We start from the raw sequence: 22645 nt of genomic DNA, 5'->3' as shown, positions 1-22645 counted from the left end.
GCATAATCATTGACGTTGGCAGTTAACTAATGCAGTGCTTTGCTTAGTTACGGCCATACACAAAGCAACAGACTTAACATTAAATTTTATGCTATGAAATCAATCAAAAAAATTTCCTTTGGAATTATGTTACTGGCAATTAGCCTGATTGGATGTGAAAGATGGGGAGGACGTGTTGACAACTTGGATTCAGACCGCCCTACTGATGTTGGCCCCGAGTATGGTAAACGTGGCAATGGTGGTAGCACCGATTTAGGCACACTATACGGCGACTTGCTTTATATTCTGCGCGATGCCGATGGACTACCGGTTTATACCGATGACGGTTTTGTTCAACCTCTGGCCTTTGTAGATGGAGTGCCGCTAACAGATGATGGCACACTGGAAGGTGTACAATATGTTTGCGCGGTAAACGATGAGGGCGAAGTGGAACTGAATTTTTACATGGATGGTGATGAAAAGAAAGCCTACGATGGCGTAGGTCCCATGGAAGTAGAGTTTGGCAGAACCAGCATATTCCGGTCACCACAAAGAGTTATGGATCAAGCTATCAGGGAGGCTCTGAGAGGTTTATCTGAAGCTGACCCTACTACCATCAGACTTGATTTCTGCGGACGTCTGTATGGCTTACGCCCCGATGGCACAGAAAAAACAGTTGACTCACCACGTGAAAATATGGCTCTGTACCAGAACATGATGGAAAACGAAGGTTTCAGTGGCATTTGTGATATATGTGCTGAACTCAACCTGAATCATCTGCATGATTTCTTTTACAATTGGCAGGAACCATGGATGCACGTTGCCGCCGGTTGTTTAGCTGCAGCCAATGATAAAACAGGCACCGTTAGTGTTGATAAAGTGAGGTACATCCATAGCTTTAAAAACCTGATTGGTCTAAATGCAATAGAAGATGATTTAAACAATCTTTATTTCGATTTCTCAATTTTCACCAGCTATGATCGCAACATGTGGAGAGATATTGAACTGGGATTCCTTGTATGGAATGGCGCGTACAATACTGAACCAATAGAAGTTCTAAGCGTTTGGGACATTTTCGAATCCTCAATTCCTGGATTTGGTTATGGCACACAGCCCAGCTTCACCTATCACTCGGAACATAACTGGTTTAAAACAACTAATATTGGTGGCTTTGCCCAATTTGCTGATGACTGCAATCAAATATTAGAGTACGTTCATGGCGACAGTAATATTATCTGGGTTAAAGAGCAAAATGAAGAATAAACACGTCTAAAACCTGCAATTTGGCCAATCAATATCACCTTGGTTGGCCTTTTTTTACTCAATAACCTCTTAGCTGATGCGGCCCGTTACTTTCCTATTATCCTTCTTCATCGTAACCTCCTTTTTGCATGCCCAGGAGAGTATTGTCTATCACCCTAAAACACAACAAATACGCTTAAGAGAATTTGCCACGCAGAGGCAATGGGCCCATAAGCATCAAAGACAAATGGCTGAACAATTTGCAAAACGCTACTCCCTGCCTCTGACAATAGTGATTGATAATGGAGGCATCCAATCATTGGAGATGGTTAAAAACAAGCGTCCTGTGTATGTGGCCACCCACAATACAAATGCCGCAGCAACCATATCGGCCGACTTGCTATGGAGCTATCCTTACCTGCCAATGCAGCTAGATGGCTCACATACTCAATTGGGCTTGTGGGATGGCGGAGCCGTTTATCAACAACATCAGGAATTCAGCAACACTAACAGGATATGGCAGCGCGATACACCTCCCTTTCTGTTGGCACATTCGACCCACATTGCTGGTACCATAGGCGCTGAAGGTGTAAATCCATTAAGCAGAGGACTGGCTAACCAGGTTACTTTTTTTGCCTATGACTTTAGCAATGACATTGCAGAAATGGCGCTGGCAGCATCCGAAAACCTGAGACTCTCCAATCATTCATATGGAACGGTATGCGGGTGGAAATACAATAGCGACTCAGAGTGCTGGTTTTGGTATGGCGACATTAGCTTGAATAGCTCAGTAGATGTGGCTTTTGGCCTGTATAACTCAACAGCCTGGCACATTGATCATATTGCTCACCTGGCGCCCTATTATTTAATGGTAAAATCAGCAGGCAACGATCGTAATGAGGGCCCAACTGTACAGCCTGTTACACACTATTACTGGAACGATGGCTGGCAAGAGAGTGCAGCAATCAGAGATATAGATGGCGGCCCCGATGGTTATGATTGCCTGACACCCAAGGCAGTGGCTAAAAACAACCTGGTGATTGGTTCTGTGATGGATTTACCCGAAGGATATGCATCGGCTGATGCAGTCACACTCTCCGCCTTTAGTTCTTGTGGTCCAAGTAATGATGGACGTATTAAACCCGATTTAGTCTGTAACGGTGAATCAGTCTTTTCACCAGTGAATGATGCCACTGACGCCTACGAGACCTACTCAGGCACTTCAATGGCAGCTGCCTCAGCTACCGGTGCCATTGCCTTACTTTCTGATCTGCAACAACAATTACAACCTGGTGTGCCATTACTATCATCCACGATAAAAGCCATACTTATAAACACTGCTGATGAGTGCGGCCCCTCTCCAGGGCCTGATTACCAGTATGGCTGGGGTTTACTCAACGCTTTTAAAGCTGCCACTTGCCTGCACAACAACTATATATCGGGTGGTGCCATCATTCACGAAGGTAGTATTGCTAACCAGCAAACCATTAGTTACCATATACATATTGACGATAACCAGAATGAGTTAAAGGTCACCCTTTGCTGGACCGATCCACCAGGTCAAATTGAAGAAACATTACCAGTTCTTTGTTTAATTAATGATCTTGATCTACACATCGAAAAACCAACAGAACCAAACATGTACCTACCATGGGTGCTTAATCCTGATGTACCAGGTCAGGCTGCAAGCAAAGGTATAAACCGGCTTGATAATGTTGAACAGGTACATATCCAAAATCCTGTGCCGGGTGACTACCTAATAACAGTAAGTGGCAATGCCATTATTGAAGGAGACCAACAAGCGTTTAGCCTCGTTATAAATGAATGTACTGCCAATGAAGACTTATTGCCACCTGTTAATTTAAAGTATAGAATTGGTGATGCCAGAGCACAATTATTCTGGTCACCTCCCACCAGTTTACCTCAAAGTTATGAGGTATATATTGATGATGAGTCCATCATCCAAAGTAACGACACAACCGTTATTCTGAATAATTTACTAAATGATTGCACCTACACATGCTATGTTAAGGCCAAATACCAGGATGACTCATACAGTCTTCCGTCCAACACGGTATCATTCACCCCCCAACAAGCAGTTTCAACACCTTACTATACCAATTTCGAAGATGGATTAAATAAATGGCAAATTAAGCAGGAACTGGATGGTTGGCGATTAGGTAACAAGGATTCTCTCACATCCTATTACCTCAATCTGGAGGAGAACACCAGCCAGTTTATATGGATAGACTCAGGGATCAACAAATGGCATTCGCATGTGACCGATGTTGCTGCGTCTCCCCCCATTAACCTGGAAGATCATACCAATATAACCGTTAACTTTAAATACGTATTTGTTACAGGCATTTATGATGTTATTGATGAGCTGCATATAGTATACCGACAAGTTGGCGATGATGAATGGATAAAAGCCGGGCAGCCTGAAGCATCGTCCAAATGGATGCAGGCCAGTTTCACCCTACCCGATGAAGCGGCCGGACCAAATACCCAGATAGGTTTTTATTACAACGACTTCTATCAGCACGGAATGGGCGCCGCCATTGATGAAATCTATATTAGCAGTTTTGTTCCCACACTGATACACAAACAGGTTACTAAAGCCAACATCTCCTTAAACGGCAATACATTAAGCGTTTCAATCGATAATTCCCAAGACAACCCCTGTAGCTGGCAACTTCTTGATATGACAGGCAGATGCTTGCACCAGGGTATTTTTCATCTGTCAGAAGGTGTAGCAAGTACGATTCTTCCACCTTTAGATACCGGCATATATATTGTCCGGCTGAGTAGCAAGCATACTAATATTACGTGCAAAGTATTTAACGCCAGCTTAGCCAGGTAGTCCAGGCCATATATTACTTCTGAAAATATAAATCATCAACATTGTAAAAAATGCCTGATGACCCGAGTACTTTCAAATAGTCTAAAATTTTGAACATAGAATTGAACTTTTTTTCGTGTCTGCTGTCTTTTTAGTACGATTACTTGCAAGGTTCGAAAAAAACTGGTTTACTTTGCAAGTTTTTTGCATGAAAGGCCAAATATTTAAAGCAATATGTAACTATTTGGCATGCTTGCTGTAGAATAACGGCAAGCCATAAAAATGAAATTATTACAATACTAAATTTTATAAAATGGAAATAGGAAGAAATAAATTTGTTACCCTTTCCTACGAATTGCGTACCAACGGTGCAGAAGGAGAAGTGATTGAAAAGACAGAAGCCGAAGCTCCTCTAGGTTTTGTATTTGGTGCCGGTAAAATGCTGGAAATGTTCGAAAACAAGTTGGAAGGCTTAGCTAAAGGATCTGCTTTTGATTTTGAGTTAAAAGCCGCTGAAGCTTATGGCGAAGTGAACCCCAATGCTATTGTTGAGATTCCAAAGAACATTTTCGAAGTAGAAGGACAAATTGATGAGAATCTTCTAACAATTGGTAACCACGTACCTATGCAGGATGCACACGGTAACCGCCTTAATGGTTTGGTACTTGAAGTAGGTGACGAAAAAGTTAAAATGGACTTTAACCACCCACTGGCTGGTGATAACCTGTTCTTTAAAGGCGAAGTACTTGAGGTACGTGAAGCTACTGAGGATGAACTGGTAGAATCATGCGGTACAGGTTGCGGTTCAGGTGGCTGCGGCGGTGGTTGCTCTTGTGGTTAATAATCAATTACAAGCTATATACGAGGGAGGTGTTAAACACTTCCCTTTTTTATTTACCCCCCCTTCATCAAAGTTTGAAACTTTGGAAAAATTATTTCTATTCGATTGCAGGCTAATATAGACAGAGAGTTAATATTAAACTTATTCATAGTAGAATCCAGCCCCTAGATGCTATTCTGGCACATTTGCCCCCTCACAATGATATTCATTAATTGTCTTGGGCAATAGCTTATAAACAACTATTTTTACGCTTCATTTTCTAATAATCTATAAATATAAACCGATATATGTCTGCAAATTCATTTGGCACCCTATTTAAGCTCACTTCTTTTGGTGAGTCGCACGGAAAAGCAGTTGGTGGTATCATTGAAGGTGTACTGCCCAACACGCTTATTGATGAGGACTTTATTCAGAGCGAATTAGATCGTCGTCGCCCGGGCCAGTCAGCCATTACCACACCTCGCAACGAAGAAGATAAAGTGGAATTTTTATCAGGCATCTTTGAGGGCAAGGCAACCGGTACCCCTATTGCCTTTGTCATCTGGAACAAAGACCAGCGCTCCAAAGACTATGGTAACATTGCCGATGTGTATCGCCCTTCGCATGCCGACTATACCTACCAGAGCAAATATGGGATACGCGATTACCGTGGAGGCGGTCGCTCCTCTGCACGCGAAACCATTGCCCGTGTAGTGGCAGGTGCCATTGCCAAATTGATGCTACAACAACAGGGTATCACCATTCAGGCATTTACATCAAAGGTAGGACCCATACAATTGGATAAGTCCTATGAGGAGCTTGATTTAGCCAATACAGAGAATAACATTGTACGATGCCCCGATACCACCATAGCCGATAAGATGATTAACTATATCGATGAGGTCAGAAAAAGCAAAGATTCGGTGGGCGGCATCATCAGCTGCGTTATTAAGAATGCACCCGTTGGACTGGGCGACCCGGTTTTTAATAAACTCCACGCTACTCTGGGCCAGGCCATGTTGTCCATCAATGCCGTGAAAGGTTTCGAATACGGGTTAGGCTTTGGAGCGACTGATTTAAAAGGCTCGGAGCACAATGATGAATTTTATATGGAAGGCGACCGGGTAAGAACTAAAACCAATCGCTCTGGCGGTATCCAGGGGGGTATCAGCAATGGTGAAGACATCTATTTCAATGTAGCCTTTAAGCCCATTGCCACCATTCTTATGGAGCAGCACACGGTGAACCGTAATGGAGAAGAAATAACATCAACCACCAAAGGGCGCCACGATCCTTGTGTGTTGCCGCGCGCAGTGCCAATTGTGGAGGCCATGGCTGCCATCACTATAGCTGATCATATTTTGGTGAATAAGATGTACAGATAATAAAACACTATAAGAGTCAGATGCCAATCCTTGCGGGTTGGCATTTTTCATATGCTGATTCGCATCGTTTTTTTAAATATATCAAGTGATAATCTATTAATTGTGCAAATCAGTAGTTGAACCCACTCCGTGGCTCTGTTTGTAATGTATTAATATACCATGGGTTGCACCCATGGTTATTAAAAATAAATCCCTTCGGGATATAAAAATGTCCGTAGGACATTAACAATAATAGCCCCGTGCGAAGCGCGGGATTATGAATATGGTGAGAAAACACAACCCTGATATGAATTGACTGTTTATGTTAAGTATATTTTAACTATTGATTCACATTAATTGCCGATACACGGTGTATCCGGCAAAATTTAAAAATAGCGTCGATACACGGTGTATCCATCATTTTAGGACTTGACGAAGCAAATACAAAGTGTATTTTGCATTTTTAGACTTGGTGGAGCAAATACAGCGTGTATTTCGACATTTTAGGACTCAGCGGACCCGATACACGGTGTATCGGCTTGTCTGAAGAGTAAAACAACCAAATACACGGTGTATCGGCCAGTTTTAATACCTGGGGAGCAAAGTACACGGTGTATCGGGTCGCCCAACAAAAGAACTGGTAAATACACGGTGTATCCGTTTTTTACACTTTCCCGGTATAAGTACACGAAATATTGGCTTCCAGATTAACCAGCAGAGGAGAAAATTAGGTCTCCTATGAACCTGACTGGTTAGAATGATAATAAAGAGGTAGCTGAATGTACAAACATAATGCCCGGACAACAATGATTTGGTATATTTGAGGCTAATCATATAATTCACCTCATATCCTTTCAAAATAATGAAAAAACTACACCTGTTTCTTTTTATCATTGGCCTTTCAGCCATCTGCTCTTGCCAGCAAACAACCAATAAAGCCACCAATCATGTTTTATGGTATCAACAAGCTGCCGAAAACTGGAACCAGGCCTTACCCATAGGCAATGGGCGCCTGGGCGCCATGGTATTTGGTAAAACTGATACCGAACGCATACAACTGAATGAAGATTCGATGTGGCCGGCTGATTTAGGCTGGGATGAACCCGCAGGCCAGGCAGAAGACCTTCAGGCCATTCGTCAACTACTATTTGAGGGCAAGCATCAGGAAGCAGATGCCATGTTTGTCGATAAGTTCTCACGAAAATCAGTTGTTCGCTCGCACCAGACGATGGGTGATTTATGGCTTGATTTCAAACATGACAACATCAGTGATTACCGGCGTGAGCTGGACATAAATACGGCCATTGCAACCACCACTTACAAAGCAAACGGCTACCAATTTAGTCAAAAAGCGTATGTCTCGGCGCCTCACCAGGTGATGGTGATTGAACTAGAGAGTGAAGCGCCCAATGGCATTAATGGAACGATACGACTGAGCAGACCCGATGATAAAGGTCACACAACAGCAAAAAGCTATACCGAGGGCAACAAGCGCTTATTGATGGAAGGTGAAGTTACACAGCATGGTGGTGCTTTTGACTCCCAGCCAGCCCCCATCAACCATGGCGTGAAATTCCAAACGCTTTTGCATATCGAAAACCACGATGGTCAACTTACTACCACCGGGAATTCCATAACATTGCAAGGCGTTAAAAACGCTGTTATTTACCTGGTAGCTAACTCGTCATTCTATCATGATGATTATGCGGCACAAAACAACAAACAGCTGCAACAAGCACTCAGTCTGTCGCCTCAGCAGCTGGAGCAAACGCATATTGCTGATTTTCAGCAGCTCTACCAACGCGTTGACTTGCAACTTAGCGGCGAAATGCTGGACAGTATACCCACTGATGCACGCATCAAACGTGTTAAAGACGGCCAAAGCGATGCCGGTTTGGAGGCCATGCTTTTTAATTATGGTCGCTACCTGTTGATCAGTTCATCGCGCCCGGGCACCAACCCGGCCAACCTGCAAGGCCTGTGGAACGAACATATAGAAGCCCCCTGGAATAGCGATTACCACCTAAATATTAACCTGCAGATGAACTATTGGCCTGCCAATGTCACCAACCTTGATGAACTCAATCAGCCCTTGTTTAACTATGTAGATAAGCTGGTGGAGAATGGTCAGTTAACAGCCCAAAAGAACTTTGGTTGTCAGGGAGCTTTTCTGCCACATGCCACCGACTTATGGGCGCCTACCTGGCTACGTGCTCCTACAGCCTATTGGGGATGTTCAATGGGTGCAGGTGGCTGGATGATGCAACATTACTGGCAGCATTATTTATTTACAAAGGATACCATTTTTTTAAAAAACACCGCCTTCCCAGCCATAGAACAAGTGGCCAGGTTTTATAGCGACTGGCTGATTGAAGACTCGAGAGATGGCTACCTGGTGTCGGCTCCGTCCACTTCGCCCGAAAATCGTTTCTATGATCAAAACGGGCAGCCTGTGGCCACTTGCCTAGGTTCGGCTATGGATCAGCAGGTAATAGCCGAGGTTTTTGATAACTATCTGCAGGCTTGTGCCACTCTGAATATCAACAATGCCTTTACAGAAAAGATAGCGCAACAACGAGAACAGCTACGTCCTGGCTTTGCTTTAGATGACCGAGGCCTGATTATGGAGTGGGATCGTGCCTATAAAGAAGTAGAACCAGGGCACCGCCACATGTCGCATCTTTATGGATTTCATCCTGGCACAGCCGTTACTGCCAGCGAGACACCTGAACTATTGCAGGCAGTCAGGCGCACGCTGGAGCATCGCCTGGCAAACGGTGGCGCCGGCACCGGCTGGAGCCGAGCATGGTTAATTAACTGTAGTGCCCGACTATTAGATGGCGATATGGCCCATCAGCATATACTGGAGCTATTTAAAAGATCATTGTTCATCAACCTGTTTGATGCGCATCCCCCTTTCCAGATTGATGGTAATTTTGGTTATACAGCCGGTGTGGCAGAGATGCTTATTCAATCACATGAAAACAATCTCATACGGTTACTTCCAGCATTACCGAAAGTTTGGGAAAGTGGCTCGGTTAGCGGTTTAAAAGCAAGAGGAGGTGTTACTGTCAATATCGTGTGGACCAATGGTGAAGTAATATCAGCTGAACTCATCTCTGAAAACGAATGTGACACTGATATCATGGTAAATGGTGAAACACATACGATTCACCTGCAACCCAATCAACCATACCAATACAGAAAATAAAAAGTTAAGGCAGGGATTTAGAAGTTCCTGCCTTTTATTTTAATACGGAATCAGCTTCTTATACTTTTTTTGGCGAATATAATTAGAAATAATGCTGCGGGTATCCCCATTATCATGGCAGAAAGTGATGTGCTCTTTAAACTGTTCGGGCGACTCTATACATGCATCCTCTCCAATAAAGCCCCAGCCAAGGTAACGACCATTTTCCACAACTACTACCGCCATCTCCGAATCGTTTCGTCCTTTGTCGAGAATTACAAGATTAGAATGCCCATAGGATAGTTTCTGAAGCAACGCCTGTACACGTCTATTATAATTCAAATCCGACTCCTCCCCTACGCAGGCACCTTTACAGGTCTTAAGCTGATATTGAAAACAACCATGCTTTCCATCATAAAGGCCACATAACTGCTGACACAGTTCGTACTCCTCAATCCATTGAAACAGGCGTTCGCGGCCTTCCTGTATCGTATCAAAGGTGGCACTGGGAATATCAACCCCGCTATTGGGTTTAAGTGTCAACCGCAGGTAACCATTACGATCGGTATAATGATACAAGCCTATTTTGCTTTTGGAGCGTCGCTGAGCCCGGTTATAACGTGGTTTCTCCAGCTTAATTTCCTCTGACTCCTTCAGGAGGGCAACTAATTCGCTGCCGGTGATAAAACAGCTTATATCGGCCGCATTTTGCTTCATTTCTATCCCTTTCTTCGATCGAGGATTGCCCAAGTGTGTGATAATGCGACTTCGGATGTTTTTGCTCTTACCAATATAGATAAGTTCACCTTGCTCGTTGTGCATGTAATACACTCCGGTTTGAGCGGGCAAGGCCTTTATTTGCTCAACGCTCATCTGATGATGTAAACCATCAGCTGAGAAGGTCTTATACGGATCTTCCGGATTGATTAGTCCATTATTCTTATCCAGTAGTATTTCGAACAGCTTAACGGTTGCCAGTGCATCGCCCGCTGCACGATGTCGGGCTTCATTGCCAATGCCTAACTCTGGGCATATCTTCCCTAAGCTATACGAAGCATGGCCGGGTAACAACTGACGAGCCAGTTTAACCGTGCAAATAGTTGGCATCTCAAAACTGTAGCCCAGATGACGAAACTCTTCTTTAATAAAATTATAGTCAAAGGCAGCATTATGCGCCACAAATACAGCGCCTTTGCATATCTCCACTATATCTTTGGCTATTTGATAAAATGGTGGTGCCGATTCAACCATTTCATTGGTAATACCTGTTAATGAGGTGATAAACGGTGGAATATAAGATTCGGGATTTACCAGGCTCACAAACTCATCCACCACTTGTTGACCATCATAACGGTAAATAGCAATTTCCGTTATTTTGCCATTCTTCATATTCCCCCCGGTTGTTTCAATATCTACTATGACGTACATGCACTAACTATCGCTCTTAAACTACACTTATTTCAAATTACCTTTGTTGCTTTTGTTAAAGTATTGGTAAAAGTACACATTTTAATTTTTTATTAATCAACCCATTCCATCTCAATTGCGCTAAAACCCTTGTATTTTCTTGGATGTAGAGCTTTTAAAAGCTATATTTGTTGTACGATCATTGACAAAGACATTCCGCATCAGTCGTATTTAGATTGTTAAACTCAACACTAAAAAAACACCGAGTGACGCTATGTTTTTAAAGAGCGGGCCTCGACCTTGTGGTTACTACTTGTAGTACGGAGGATTATCGATAATTACATGCACTCAAATCCTGTTTTCAGGAGTTTAAATAATCCCGGGTGATGCGGTCCTTATAAAAAGGCGATAACTGTTTTACAGCTATCGCCTTTTCTATTTCGTATTGTCCCGGAGCCTTGCCAGAAGTTATCTTTCATCAATATCTTTAAAGTTCTTTCAGCAGAATATTTCGCTTACTCTTCTCCAGTAATTCATCAAATTCCGAGAGGATATCATCAAGGTTATGCAAGTGGCTGGTTTCCTCGAAGTGCAAATCACGACTACCCTTCGCCTCGACCATCTTAATTACTTTTGTAACGGTTAGTTTATTTATATCCAATGCCGGCTGATAGTAGGTTTCCTTCTCATCATCATTAATCACTTCTGAAAACACCTTACTTATCACCAATTCATATACTACTTCATTAATCAGGCGTATCGGAAGTTTTAATTCATTAGACAAATCCATGTTATTGGGCGGCGTTTTGCCCCTTTCAAATCGCTTTATAACGTATGATGCAACCATTAATATAATATGCCGTTTATAGGCATAACTCACCCGCCTGGTATCTGCGTCAAACTCATAACTGTCGGCATTTTGAAAAGCAAATGACAGCTCGGCACCTAATAAAACAATGAGCCAGCTTGATTGCAGCCAAATCAGAAAAAATGGTAGCGCAGCAAAGCTACCATAGATGGCATTATAGCTGGTTACCGAACTTTGGAAATGTACATAGCCATATTGCAACAGTTGGAATAATGAGCCCGAAATAATTCCACCAAAAAGCGCTGCTCTAAATTTCACCCTTGTATTAGGCATAATATACATGAGTAAGGTGAAAACAATCCATACGAGTAGGTAGGACGATACATAAATAAGACTGGATAAACCACTATTCTCGAACCCTAAATCTCTTAAATGTTTGCTGACAATAACAACCATACCACTGCTCGACAACATGAAAATAATGGCTATCAGCATCAGCGAAATATAATCGCTAAACTTACGAATAAACGAGCGGGCGTGCTTAACTTCCCATATATCATTAAATGAGTGCTCAATATTGCCAAACACTTTCATAACCGACCAGAAAAGTACGACCAAGCCAATACCGGCTACTTCGCCCCCCGGAGTGCGTTCAAGGTAGTTTAACGCAAAGTTGGACACAAATGCCAATACTTCTTCCTGTCCTTCTAGCTTCGCTGTTAATATATCCTGTAATTTATTGTCTAAACCAAATCCCTTGGCAATACCGAAGGCTAGTGCGGCCACCGGCACAACTGACAGTAGCGAATAAAAGGTTAATGCCGATGCTTTTAGCTGGCATTTATCATTAATAAAACCTTTAATCGAAATGTTTAATATCCGAATGGCACGTATCAGGAAAAACTGACGTTTAGTGGTATCATCAGCTGTTATTCTCCAAATTTCTTCGTTAATGAAGTGAATTATGCGGGCTAAACGTTCTTTCATAAGGCAGTGTTTTAAGGAAAGAAAAAAATAGCAAGCCTGTAAGCCGGGTCCTGTCTCTCCCGAAGGAGCGTCTATCATTTATCTACAATAGCAGTCACCTGCTATTTCCAGCGACCTACCCCTCACAACTTCTTACGAAACAAAACGAGCAGCCTTGCTCCAAAATGGAATTGTGATATACATGGTCTTGCAATCCGTCAGACGTACAGCCAGCCTAGTTACCTAACCTGCTGGTGAGCTCTTACCTCACCTTTTCACCCTTACCCGAAGGCGGTTATTTTCTGCTACGTTACTATACCCTCACGAGCATCTTCCTGTTCAGAAGCACGGTGCTCTGCATTGCCCAGACTTTCCTCTCCAGCCTTATGACTGCAGCGATAGACCGGCTTGCTATCGCTTACAAAACTACAATAAATTATTCAATCTTAAATGGCATGTACTTATCCAGTTCAACCAAGTGAGCATCTTTATAGCCTAAGGCCTTTATGCGATTTAATTCCTGCTCGGCCACATCGCCCTTGAAAGTACCTGTAGTATAACGAAATATCTTATCTTTCATCCTGAATTCCATTACATCATCAATATTTTTAAAATGACTCAGGTATACAGGAAAACGAAATGCACTTAATTGCACGGTATACGTCTTATTGGGGTCAATTTTTTGTCCTGACTTTAGAGTGCCCAATGGTGAACCGCTTCCAATGGCATATTCGCGTGTATTGACTACAAAAGCCTGATCATACCCAAGCGCTTTTACATCAGGTATGGCGGCTTTGGCAGCATCATAGCTATCGTACTGTCCTACACAGAAACGTAAAAAACCGTCACTGCAAGGGTATTCGCGCGCCACATCCACATTCTTAAAAAATGAAGGCATTTGCGGAGCCTTTGCCAAAGCAATAATCTGAATAGCAAAGTAAGGTGCCTGTGCTTCCGACATCCTAATAATCTTCTTATTTGTACGAAGGGCATCCAGTTTATCAGCTTTACTAATGCCTACTGATGCAAGCATAAAAACAGCTACTATAAGGTATTTAAGTTTCATTTTTGACACACTATTACCGTTACACATTACTTCTGTTATTTCAGCATACGCCATACAACAACTTCAATTCGGCGATTTATGAGATGCTCACTATCCGAACAGTAAACACCGCGCTTACATTTATTCTTCAAATAACGCTCACCATAGCCTCTAGGTATCATCTGTTCATCATTAATACCTTTGCTAATCAATATTTGTTCAGCTTTTTCTGCAATACTCTGAGATATATTCAGGTTATTATAGCGATTGCCTTTTGCTTCGGTATGACCATTTAACTTCACAACAATATTAGGATTTAATGATAAATATGTTGCTAGTTCGTCTAAGACTGCTAAACCTTCTTTTGTTATCTCGTTGCCTTCGTAAGGAATTATCATCATTCCTATATCGTCCAGCACATCATCCTTGAAAATGGGTGTCAGGCTTAAACCATTATTATTGATGTCCTCCACTTCCATAATATTAACGATCATCCGTTTTGAGTTAAATTCATCGCCTTTTGAAAATTTAATTTCAAATTCCTGATCCTCCTTCTTATATTCATCAGGAATAATAATGGCCACTCGTCCATCATCTCCACTTACACCAGAAGCTATCAGGGTGCCATCATTGGCATCTCGTATTTCAACAGTAACACCTGGTATAACAACACCATTGAACGTTGAAGTAATTTTGGTTTGCAGGCTGGCAGGAAACATCGACAAGTCAACTGCAGGCACAACAACCGGTGTTGTTTCAACCGGTGCTTCCTCCTGCATATCAACCACAGGAACTTCATCAAGACCAAAGATTGGAGGTGCATCATCATCCTCTTCCTCCTCCATTGGTGGCGCTATTGTAAACACCGCGTCGGTACTACCGCTTCCTAAACGATTGGATGAAAGGAAACCGCGGGTTGGATCTGTAGGATCAAGTACATAACCAAAATCATCTTTACCACTGTTAATTGGTTGACGCAGGTTGACTGGTTCACCAAAACCATCACCTTGCTTTTCAGCTTTAAAAACATCTAATCCACCAAAACCCAGGTGACCATTGGATGCAAAGTAGAGGTTACCGTCCTTATCGATGTAAGGCCACTCTTCATCGCCAAAGGTATTAATTACACTTTTCAGATTTTCTCCTTTACCAACAGTACCAGAGGGCTTAATTTCGGCCCGATACAGGTCTTTACCTCCAAACCCACCACTTTGGGTGGATGAATAATAGATATACTTATTATCGGGAGATATAGCCGGATAGGCAGTGTTGTAATCATCGGAGTTAATGCTAAGCTCACGCTCATCTACCCAATCTTCCCCATCAAACACCGATGTAAATATCTTTAAACGACTGTCGCCACCTTTAATTCGAACTGGTTTGGTATAAAATATGCGGCTATAATCGCTTGTAAAAGCAGTTGCACCCACATGATAATCCGATTCAAGGTTTTTAGAGAACGAATGACTTCCTTCCTGTATTTCACCCTCCACTAACTTGGAAAATGCCAGGTTTAAGAAGCCTTTACCAGAACGGTCAACTTCCTTGCTTCTTCCCTGCTTCTCGGCAGAATACACCACTCCATCTTCATAGTATTGAATACCAAATGATTGATCACCAACTAAAAGACTTGCCGGGTTAACCACCACATCACGATTAAATGAACCATTTTCCATCGCCCATTTACAAGCTTTAATGAGGTCATCCATATCTATCGGATTAGCCCCTTGACTTTTGGCCTTCTCGTACCATTCAATGGCTAACTCAAAACCACCTTCCTGATGCCAACAAGATGCAAAATTAACTATGTCCTGACCGGTTAAGTTATCCTGTACCTCGTCATAGCGATTGAGTGCTTCAGTTACATTCTTCTGATTAAAATAGCAACGCGCTATTTCAATCTTAACCTGCGTGTTAAACTGTGCACCTTTTTCACCAGCAAGTGTATAGTACTCTAATGCTCTGTAATATTCCTCGTTAGCTAAAAACTCCTGTGCCTTCTTCAATTCTGAGCGCTGTGCGAATGCAGAAGCCACGAACAGAAGCATCAAAAGAAGAAGTGATATTCGAGAATTAGGTTTCATTGGTCAATTATTTAATCCAAAATTCTTTTCCTTAACTATTCACGGTACAACTAATCCTAGAAGTACCTAATTGAACGCATTCCTGCTCTTTTGTTAAAAGAGAAATCAAATTGTAATCCTATTTCGTGTGAACCATATTGTCCATACTTACCTAACTTAGATAATGAATAATCAAATGAGTAACGAACCGTCCATTGTCGGTTAATGATAAACTCACTCAGCAGAACCATTTCAGAGATACTTCTATAGCCTGCTCCTAACCAAATACGTTCATTTAACAAGACATTACAGCTAAGGTCAAACGTTAAAGGTGCACCAACAACCGTTCTAATTAAGGCTGTAGGCTTCACTTTTACATCGCCCCAGTCAAATATGTACCCACCATACCAATACGAGTGAATATCTTTAAAACTTACTGTATTCTTGAATTTGCCATCGTTTTCATTTGCTTCATCAAAATCAGGTCTAAAAAACCTTGGTATAGAGAATCCTGCAAAGTAATTCTCAGCGTAATAATAGGCTCCAATTCCAAAATTAAATCCAATTAATGATTGCTTGCCATCAAATACCGGATCACCATAATCCTGGGTAATTGCCTTTGTACCATCATATACATTTGATGTTACACCTAGTTGTAAGCCTAGGGCAAGAAAATCCCTTCGGCCCATCTGTAACTTGTATGAACCAGCAGCCATAAAATTGAAATTATTAGAGAATCCAAGTCTATCATTCTCTAACACAACACCAACTCCAAGATTAGTGTCTTCAATGGGGCCATGAACATTGATAGCCTGATTCATAGGTGCATCACTCATGCCTAGCCATTGATTACGGCTAACAATTAAACCACTAATGACATCTCTGGTACCATTATAAGCTGGATTTAAAATACCTTGGTTGCTTATATAATGATTGTACTGAGCCTGATCCTGACCACTAACTATCACCGGTAAGGCAATCAGTAGTAATATAGGCAGTAGATATTTCATGTGTTTAAATTTTATCATTAGTCCTAATTATTCACCCTGTCTAAGCAAGGTAGGAACAAATAAACTCTTTATCGTCTTAGTTCAATAAAACCAGTGTATTCTTTAGACACAGTTTTTGAACTTCCAGTGTCTTCGTCAACAACACTTATATCAACTTTAAATATGTAAAAGTACGTTCCACTTGGTAAATCTTCACCTAATGATACCATGCCAGCATTTGATTTACCGTCCCAGAAGTTATCTGTATACTTTTTACCTTTAGAGCGATAAACGAGCGTCCCCCAGCGGTTAAACACCTCTAATTTTGATTCTGTAGGTTCTGATTTAAACTGACTAATTACAAATTCATCATTGAAACCATCTCCATTAGGCGAAAATGCATTAGGTATCAGTAGTTCATCCTCTGCCTGATTGATGTTTCCTGCAAAGAAATAAATCCTTCCTCTATCGTAACGGTTTGAACCAAGGTAATCAGTATTATAAACCACATAATCAATGGAATCTCGTCCATAGAAACTTGGTAATTTAGTAAATACGACTGTACCATCCACATACATTTCAACAAGGTTCATGTCATTACCATTTCTATCTAAAGTATGCTTTGGAAGAGAAGCTTCTGAATCCCAAGGCACGAGCTCATCTAAATCAATCTCTTCATCACAACCTAATAACTTAAAGTAGATATTCTTGGATGGACCAACATTAATATCAATAGACGAAAGGCTTATATCATTAAACCAAACGTTGGTATCAGCAACATTTTGCCCATAGGTTACCGGTAAAATATCATCAATTGCTTCCAATGGCTTTTCAAAGATATTAACGCTACCTGCCATTAATCGTGAACATCCGTTTTCTTCTGCAAGAATAGTATACATACCACCTACAGGAAGCGCATTAGGGTATTGGAATGGATTACCTGTTCCACTATCAAGCACATAATCGGGCGAATAAGGTAGATTATTGCGTAGTAAGGTATATCTTACTCCTACAGTAGATAATTCCAGTCCAATTAGATCCAGATTAATAGAACCTGTTCCGATTTCGCCATCTTCAATGGTTTCATAACCACCGGCAGATGTACCGACCTGCATCCTAAATTGTTGAATTTCAGAATAGGCATTCACTGTAAAATCAAGGCTATTAATATCACAACCACTGTCGAATGATTTTGCGGTTACATAATAAGTACCAGCTAGCACTGATTCCTTAAATTCAAGAACACCAGCATCACCAGATAAGAAACTAATTCTGCTACCCGTTGCCTTATCAACGATGTAGTAATCAATACCCGCCTCAACTGCAGTAAGCGATACTTTAACACCTTCAGCATCCCAACAATAGTTCATATCTATGGTTGGTTCTACAACCGGTTGTAAAGGTGCATCTTTAACAGCTATACGAACTATGTCTAACACAAGATCACATGTAGGCGTACCTAACGCAATAACCTCATATAGATTATCTCCAATTTCATCGCAAAGTATTGGAATTGTTAATGGATTACCATCTCCTGTAGCAGTTGCAACAACATTACTTAATTCATCAACTACATTGTAAACGCGTGTAGCTTCACTTCCGTCCAACTCAATATCAATGGTTGTACCCTGGCATATATTAACAAACTCGGTTGTTACAACATTAAATGGTAACGGACTAGAATTAGAAGTTATTACAACAGCATTTCCACTATTCATTTGTGTAACACAGCCGTCACCACCGTATGATGCAATAATTGTATAGGTACCTTCAGGCATTAAACCAAGACTTAATTGGCCACCTGAGGCATCTCCAACAACTTCGGCCTGAAGTTCCATTGCAAGGTTAAACACCTGGTATGTTACTCCATCTTGCTGACCTTCGAGTGTAATATCGATTCCACCTTCAGCTTCACAGTATGACAACTCAGTATTAACTATATCATAATTTACGATATCAGCATCAATACCAATGGTTACTTCACCATTCATATTGGATGTACATAACGTTGTCCTGTTATACGCCACAACAGAATATACACCAGCAGTACTAAACGGACCAAATGTCAATTCGGCTCCAGAGCCACTAACTCTTGTACCTTGTTGGATGCCGCCCATTTGTACAATATATTCAACGCCAACTTCAGAATTTTCCAGTCTAATATATGCACCTGCTTCTGTAGAACAGTATTTACCGGAACCCGAAATCTGATAAGCTATTGGGAGTGGGTGTACAATTAAGGTTTCGCGATTAAGCATTTCTATTTCACAACCTGCTCCATCGTCGCCCATTACATAATATTCGCCTGGATTATTGACAAGATCAAATGTAATAGGTGCATTGCTACCTGCCACTGTTTGCTGGGCAGTTCCAGTTGAACTACCAGGAGCATCCGCTAAATAAAGAGTATAGTTTACACCATTATCCCCATATGCTACACCAAACTGCTGACCCGGATCACCATTACAAATATCTCCACTTCCAGTGACAGCATATTGAGTCATTGCGCCAGGCACATCAATATATATCGTATTAATTAATGTTTGTTCACAACCATTTTTATCGGCATATACCACATATGTGGCAGCAATATCGAGAACAGGTGTTGGAAACTCTACATCATTACCATCACCTGTAACAATATTTCCTGTTCTAACACCGGATTTAACTAACTCATAAACTACACCTGTTTCTGAAGCTTCTACAATAACTACTGCACCATTATTACAATCCAGGCCTGTTCCTGGCTTGATACTTAACACCTTTGTTAAGTCAGCATAAACCTTCTCGGTAATTGCAATACGCGGAGCCATTTCACTTGTACAAGAAGTCACTCCATCTTTGCGCATAGCGACGATGTAATAGGTATCAGTACCAGTAATTTCAAAGTCCAGAACTCCACCATTACCATCAACCCAAGGGCCAGTAACTGAGTCGCCTTCTCTCTCCCATCTGTACTGAACATCTGACTCAGAACCATCTAGGTGCAAGAAGGTAGTTCCTCCTGTACAGTAATCACCATCAGTTGTAACATTGTAAACTGTCGGCAAGTTATCTTCAATAAGAATCAGCTCATTATTCATTGGTGCAGAACAAACTACACCGATCGTACGTGCTTCTACACGATAAGTTCCTGCAACACCATAATCACCTAAAGTTAACGGCGCTGTATCATCATCTATTGTACCCGTAACAATTCCAACAGAAATATCGTTATGGAATAATTCATAATCAACACCATTTTGCTGGCCTGATATTGTGATAGTTACCATATCTCCAGAACAAAAATGTGCATTATTTGTAGCCTCTAAATCATATGATTTTGGTAGTGCCACTTCGATAACATTAACCGCACCATTCATTGAAAACTTACAGCCTGTTGCGGTATTAACAACCACGCTATAGCTTCCTTCTATTGTGTATGGTCCAAATGTATGTGCAGAACCATCACCAATCCAGGTGTCGCCAATTTCAATACCGTCTCTGATAACACGATACTCAACTCCTACTTCAGATCCTTCTAATATAACATTAGCACCTGCAGCTCCTACACAGAAATTACCATCTCCACTAACTTCAAAACTTGTATAAGTCCCATCAGGATCAATGTTAAATGTATTACTCATCAAACTACTACATCCTGTAGTTGAATTAGTCGCCATAATGGTATACTCTCCAAAAATTGTTTGGAAACCAAATGTAATTTCATTGCCGGTATTACCAACAACAGGGGTACCAATGTTTCCACCATCTAGCATTAACTGATAGCTGACACCAGTTTCTGAATTTTCGAGTTTTACTTCATGACCTGCACCTCCGCCACAACCAGTCACGGTACCAGTTGGCAGAATGCTAAATACACTTGGTAAATTATTTCTGGTAATTGTGACACGATTATTCATCTCGATCTCTGAACCTGGAACAGACGGATAAAAACCTTCTACTCTGAACTCTTCAGTTGTAAGAGCTGCAGGTACAGTTACATCATCCCACCTAACTGTATTCGTACCGTCAAACAATATTATTGGATTAATAACCTGATCATCAGATGTTCTTATAAGTCGATATGACACACCAGCCTGAGGTGTTGCCAGATAAAGACTTACACCAGACTCATCTTCACAATATTCTGTAGCAGATGATAATAGATCATAAGGAGTAATTCCATCAACAACACTCATTGTTATACTAGCTGTTGCCATACAATCATTAGCATTGTAAACGACAACCGAAATTACATCACCATCAACTAAATCATTGACTGGTCCATAGGTATCACTTGCATTAGGCCCCTGAACAGAGACAGCATTTCTGAAGAACTCATACTGCACTCCACCGGTAGCAGTAAATGTGACATCAGTTCCTGTAATAATATTAGGACCAGTATCAGCAGAAATACCTGCTGTTGGAAGCGAGTTAACAGTATGAACAAGTTCTGCTGACATTTGAGAACAAGTTGTAGTTGTGTTAGTCACGTTGACGCTTACACGATCACCATCAACAAGAGTATTTGTCACGTAAGTATTTGCAGCAGACGCAGCTCCAACACTTGTTCCATTAATAAAGAATTCGTACAAATCGCCACCAGAACCGGTGAAAGTAACCTCATCACCTTCACAAATTGTATTATCAGCATCCGAACTGGAAATAACAGCTGTCGGTAACGGATTTACTGTAATTGTTATTCCAACATGAGTATCTTCACAACCAGTTGCATCAATAGCACGAACGGTAACTAACTGACCATCTGTTAATCCTGAAGCAATATAAGTATCACTTGGGTCAGGACCTTGTACCGTATTACCATCTACCAAGAATTCGTAGGTATCACCTCCTGTAGCTGTAAAGAGGACATCTTCACCACTACAAATATTTGTTTTGTCAGCAGATAATCCAGCAGTTACAATGTTAACTGTGATAATCTCAAATGCAGGCGTTAAAGATTCACAGCCATCACCATTAACATAATTAAGCGTCACAGAATAAGGTAAAACACCATCCCAAACAACTTCCACAGATTCATCGTCCAAATCTCCAGTTGGGGTTCCTCCACTGATTATCCAGGTATAATTACCTTTTCCTAAACCAGTTACATTGGCTGTATATGTTTTAGTATCATTCGCACAAACCACTTTATCTCCATCAATAGAAGGAGTTGGTCGGGCATTCACCTGAATGGTTATATCACTTGATGTTCCGAAACAAGCACTTACAGAAAGATCGGTATAAGCAGTAACGTTAATTTTATCACCATCATTGAAACCATTATAATTAAATGTATTTCCAGCACCGTCTTGTATCGGATTACCATTAATCGCAAATACATAACGAGCAAAACCAGTAGGTGTTGCCTCGAAATCAAGCACTTCACCATCGCAAATAATTGATGAACTACCATTATTCGTAATGCTTAATGTTGGAACAGGATTACTAACAACATTGATAGTAATTGAACTTGATGCATCTGAACAGCCTGTGTCAGTATCATTAACTACAACATAAAACTGATCACCATCCACTGGTGCATCCACTCCAGTCGCTACATAAGTTGCGCTGGCACCATCAGCTTGTACAATTTCATCTAACCCTCCACGAATTCTACGAAATTCATAGGAGTAATTTCCAGATCCAAGATTACCACTTGCATTAAAGGTAATTGGAGTACCTGCACAAACAGTAGTTACACCAGGAGAAGGAGCACTAACACTGATAGTTCCATCAACGGTATTAACATCAACACTAGTTGTTGCTGTTCCTGTACATCCATTACTGTCTTCTACGGTTAGTGTAAATACATGCGTACCAGTTCCATAAGGTGTAGAACTGATGGTTACGTCTCGTGTATTACCAATAACCGTACCTCCGGCATTGGTCCATGTATAAGCCGCCATGCCTGCCGGATTTCCTAATAATGAGATGTCATCACCTAA

Annotated in this window: 11 protein-coding genes and 1 other RNA gene; 5 read left to right on the top strand and 7 right to left on the bottom strand. The window is 41.4% G+C overall.

Annotated features, from left to right (window positions below; all coding sequences use genetic code 11):
- Positions 1 to 93 precede the first annotated feature (93 nt).
- The 5 genes from KEM09_RS20485 to KEM09_RS20465 all read left to right on the top strand — a co-directional run bounded on the left by KEM09_RS20485 (position 94) and on the right by KEM09_RS20465 (position 9458).
- On the top strand, positions 94 to 1242 hold the full coding sequence (locus KEM09_RS20485; protein ID WP_212231472.1) for a hypothetical protein: 1149 nt from the start codon (positions 94 to 96) through the stop codon (positions 1240 to 1242).
- 226 nt (positions 1243 to 1468) lie between these two features.
- A complete protein-coding gene (locus KEM09_RS20480) occupies positions 1469 to 4084 on the top strand; it encodes a S8 family peptidase (RefSeq protein ID WP_212231470.1) in 2616 nt (871 codons plus the stop codon).
- Between the two features lie 292 nt (positions 4085 to 4376).
- A complete protein-coding gene (locus tag KEM09_RS20475) occupies positions 4377 to 4904 on the top strand; it encodes an FKBP-type peptidyl-prolyl cis-trans isomerase (protein WP_212192868.1) in 528 nt (175 codons plus the stop codon).
- Positions 4905 to 5191: 287 nt separating this feature from the next.
- Positions 5192 to 6268: a chorismate synthase gene (gene aroC, locus KEM09_RS20470; RefSeq protein WP_212231468.1), complete on the top strand. Its 1077-nt coding sequence runs from the start codon at positions 5192 to 5194 to the stop codon at positions 6266 to 6268.
- Positions 6269 to 7109: 841 nt separating this feature from the next.
- Complete coding sequence (locus KEM09_RS20465; RefSeq protein WP_212231466.1) at positions 7110 to 9458, top strand: glycoside hydrolase family 95 protein; 2349 nt, start codon at positions 7110 to 7112, stop codon at positions 9456 to 9458.
- Between the two features lie 39 nt (positions 9459 to 9497).
- Here the strand turns inward: KEM09_RS20465 and KEM09_RS20460 are convergent, their stop codons facing one another.
- The 7 genes from KEM09_RS20460 to KEM09_RS20430 all read right to left on the bottom strand — a co-directional run bounded on the left by KEM09_RS20460 (position 9498) and on the right by KEM09_RS20430 (position 22606).
- Positions 9498 to 10865, bottom strand: coding sequence for an exonuclease domain-containing protein (locus KEM09_RS20460; protein WP_212231464.1), 1368 nt, complete (start codon positions 10863 to 10865; stop codon positions 9498 to 9500).
- Positions 10866 to 11331: 466 nt separating this feature from the next.
- Positions 11332 to 12639, bottom strand: coding sequence for a YihY/virulence factor BrkB family protein (locus KEM09_RS20455; protein ID WP_212231443.1), 1308 nt, complete (start codon positions 12637 to 12639; stop codon positions 11332 to 11334).
- Between the two features lie 23 nt (positions 12640 to 12662).
- Positions 12663 to 13033, bottom strand: an RNA gene (rnpB, locus tag KEM09_RS20450) — RNase P RNA component class A.
- Between the two features lie 21 nt (positions 13034 to 13054).
- Entirely contained in the window at positions 13055 to 13684 is a 630-nt protein-coding gene (locus KEM09_RS20445; RefSeq protein WP_212231441.1) for an SPOR domain-containing protein, read from the bottom strand.
- A gap of 35 nt (positions 13685 to 13719) precedes the next feature.
- Positions 13720 to 15747, bottom strand: a complete 2028-nt coding sequence (locus tag KEM09_RS20440) for an OmpA family protein (protein ID WP_212231439.1) — start codon at positions 15745 to 15747, stop codon at positions 13720 to 13722.
- A 56-nt stretch (positions 15748 to 15803) separates the two neighbouring features.
- Entirely contained in the window at positions 15804 to 16736 is a 933-nt protein-coding gene (locus KEM09_RS20435; RefSeq protein WP_212192875.1) for a PorP/SprF family type IX secretion system membrane protein, read from the bottom strand.
- 68 nt (positions 16737 to 16804) lie between these two features.
- Positions 16805 to 22606 (bottom strand): T9SS type B sorting domain-containing protein, encoded by a 5802-nt coding sequence (locus KEM09_RS20430; protein ID WP_212231437.1) that lies wholly within the window; start codon positions 22604 to 22606, stop codon positions 16805 to 16807.
- Between the last annotated feature and the right edge of the window lie 39 nt (positions 22607 to 22645).

Origin of the sequence: Carboxylicivirga mesophila (assembly GCF_018271975.1) — a bacterium.
Lineage (GTDB): Bacteria > Bacteroidota > Bacteroidia > Bacteroidales > Marinilabiliaceae > Carboxylicivirga > Carboxylicivirga mesophila.
This window is presented reverse-complemented; position numbering and strand designations above follow the sequence as displayed.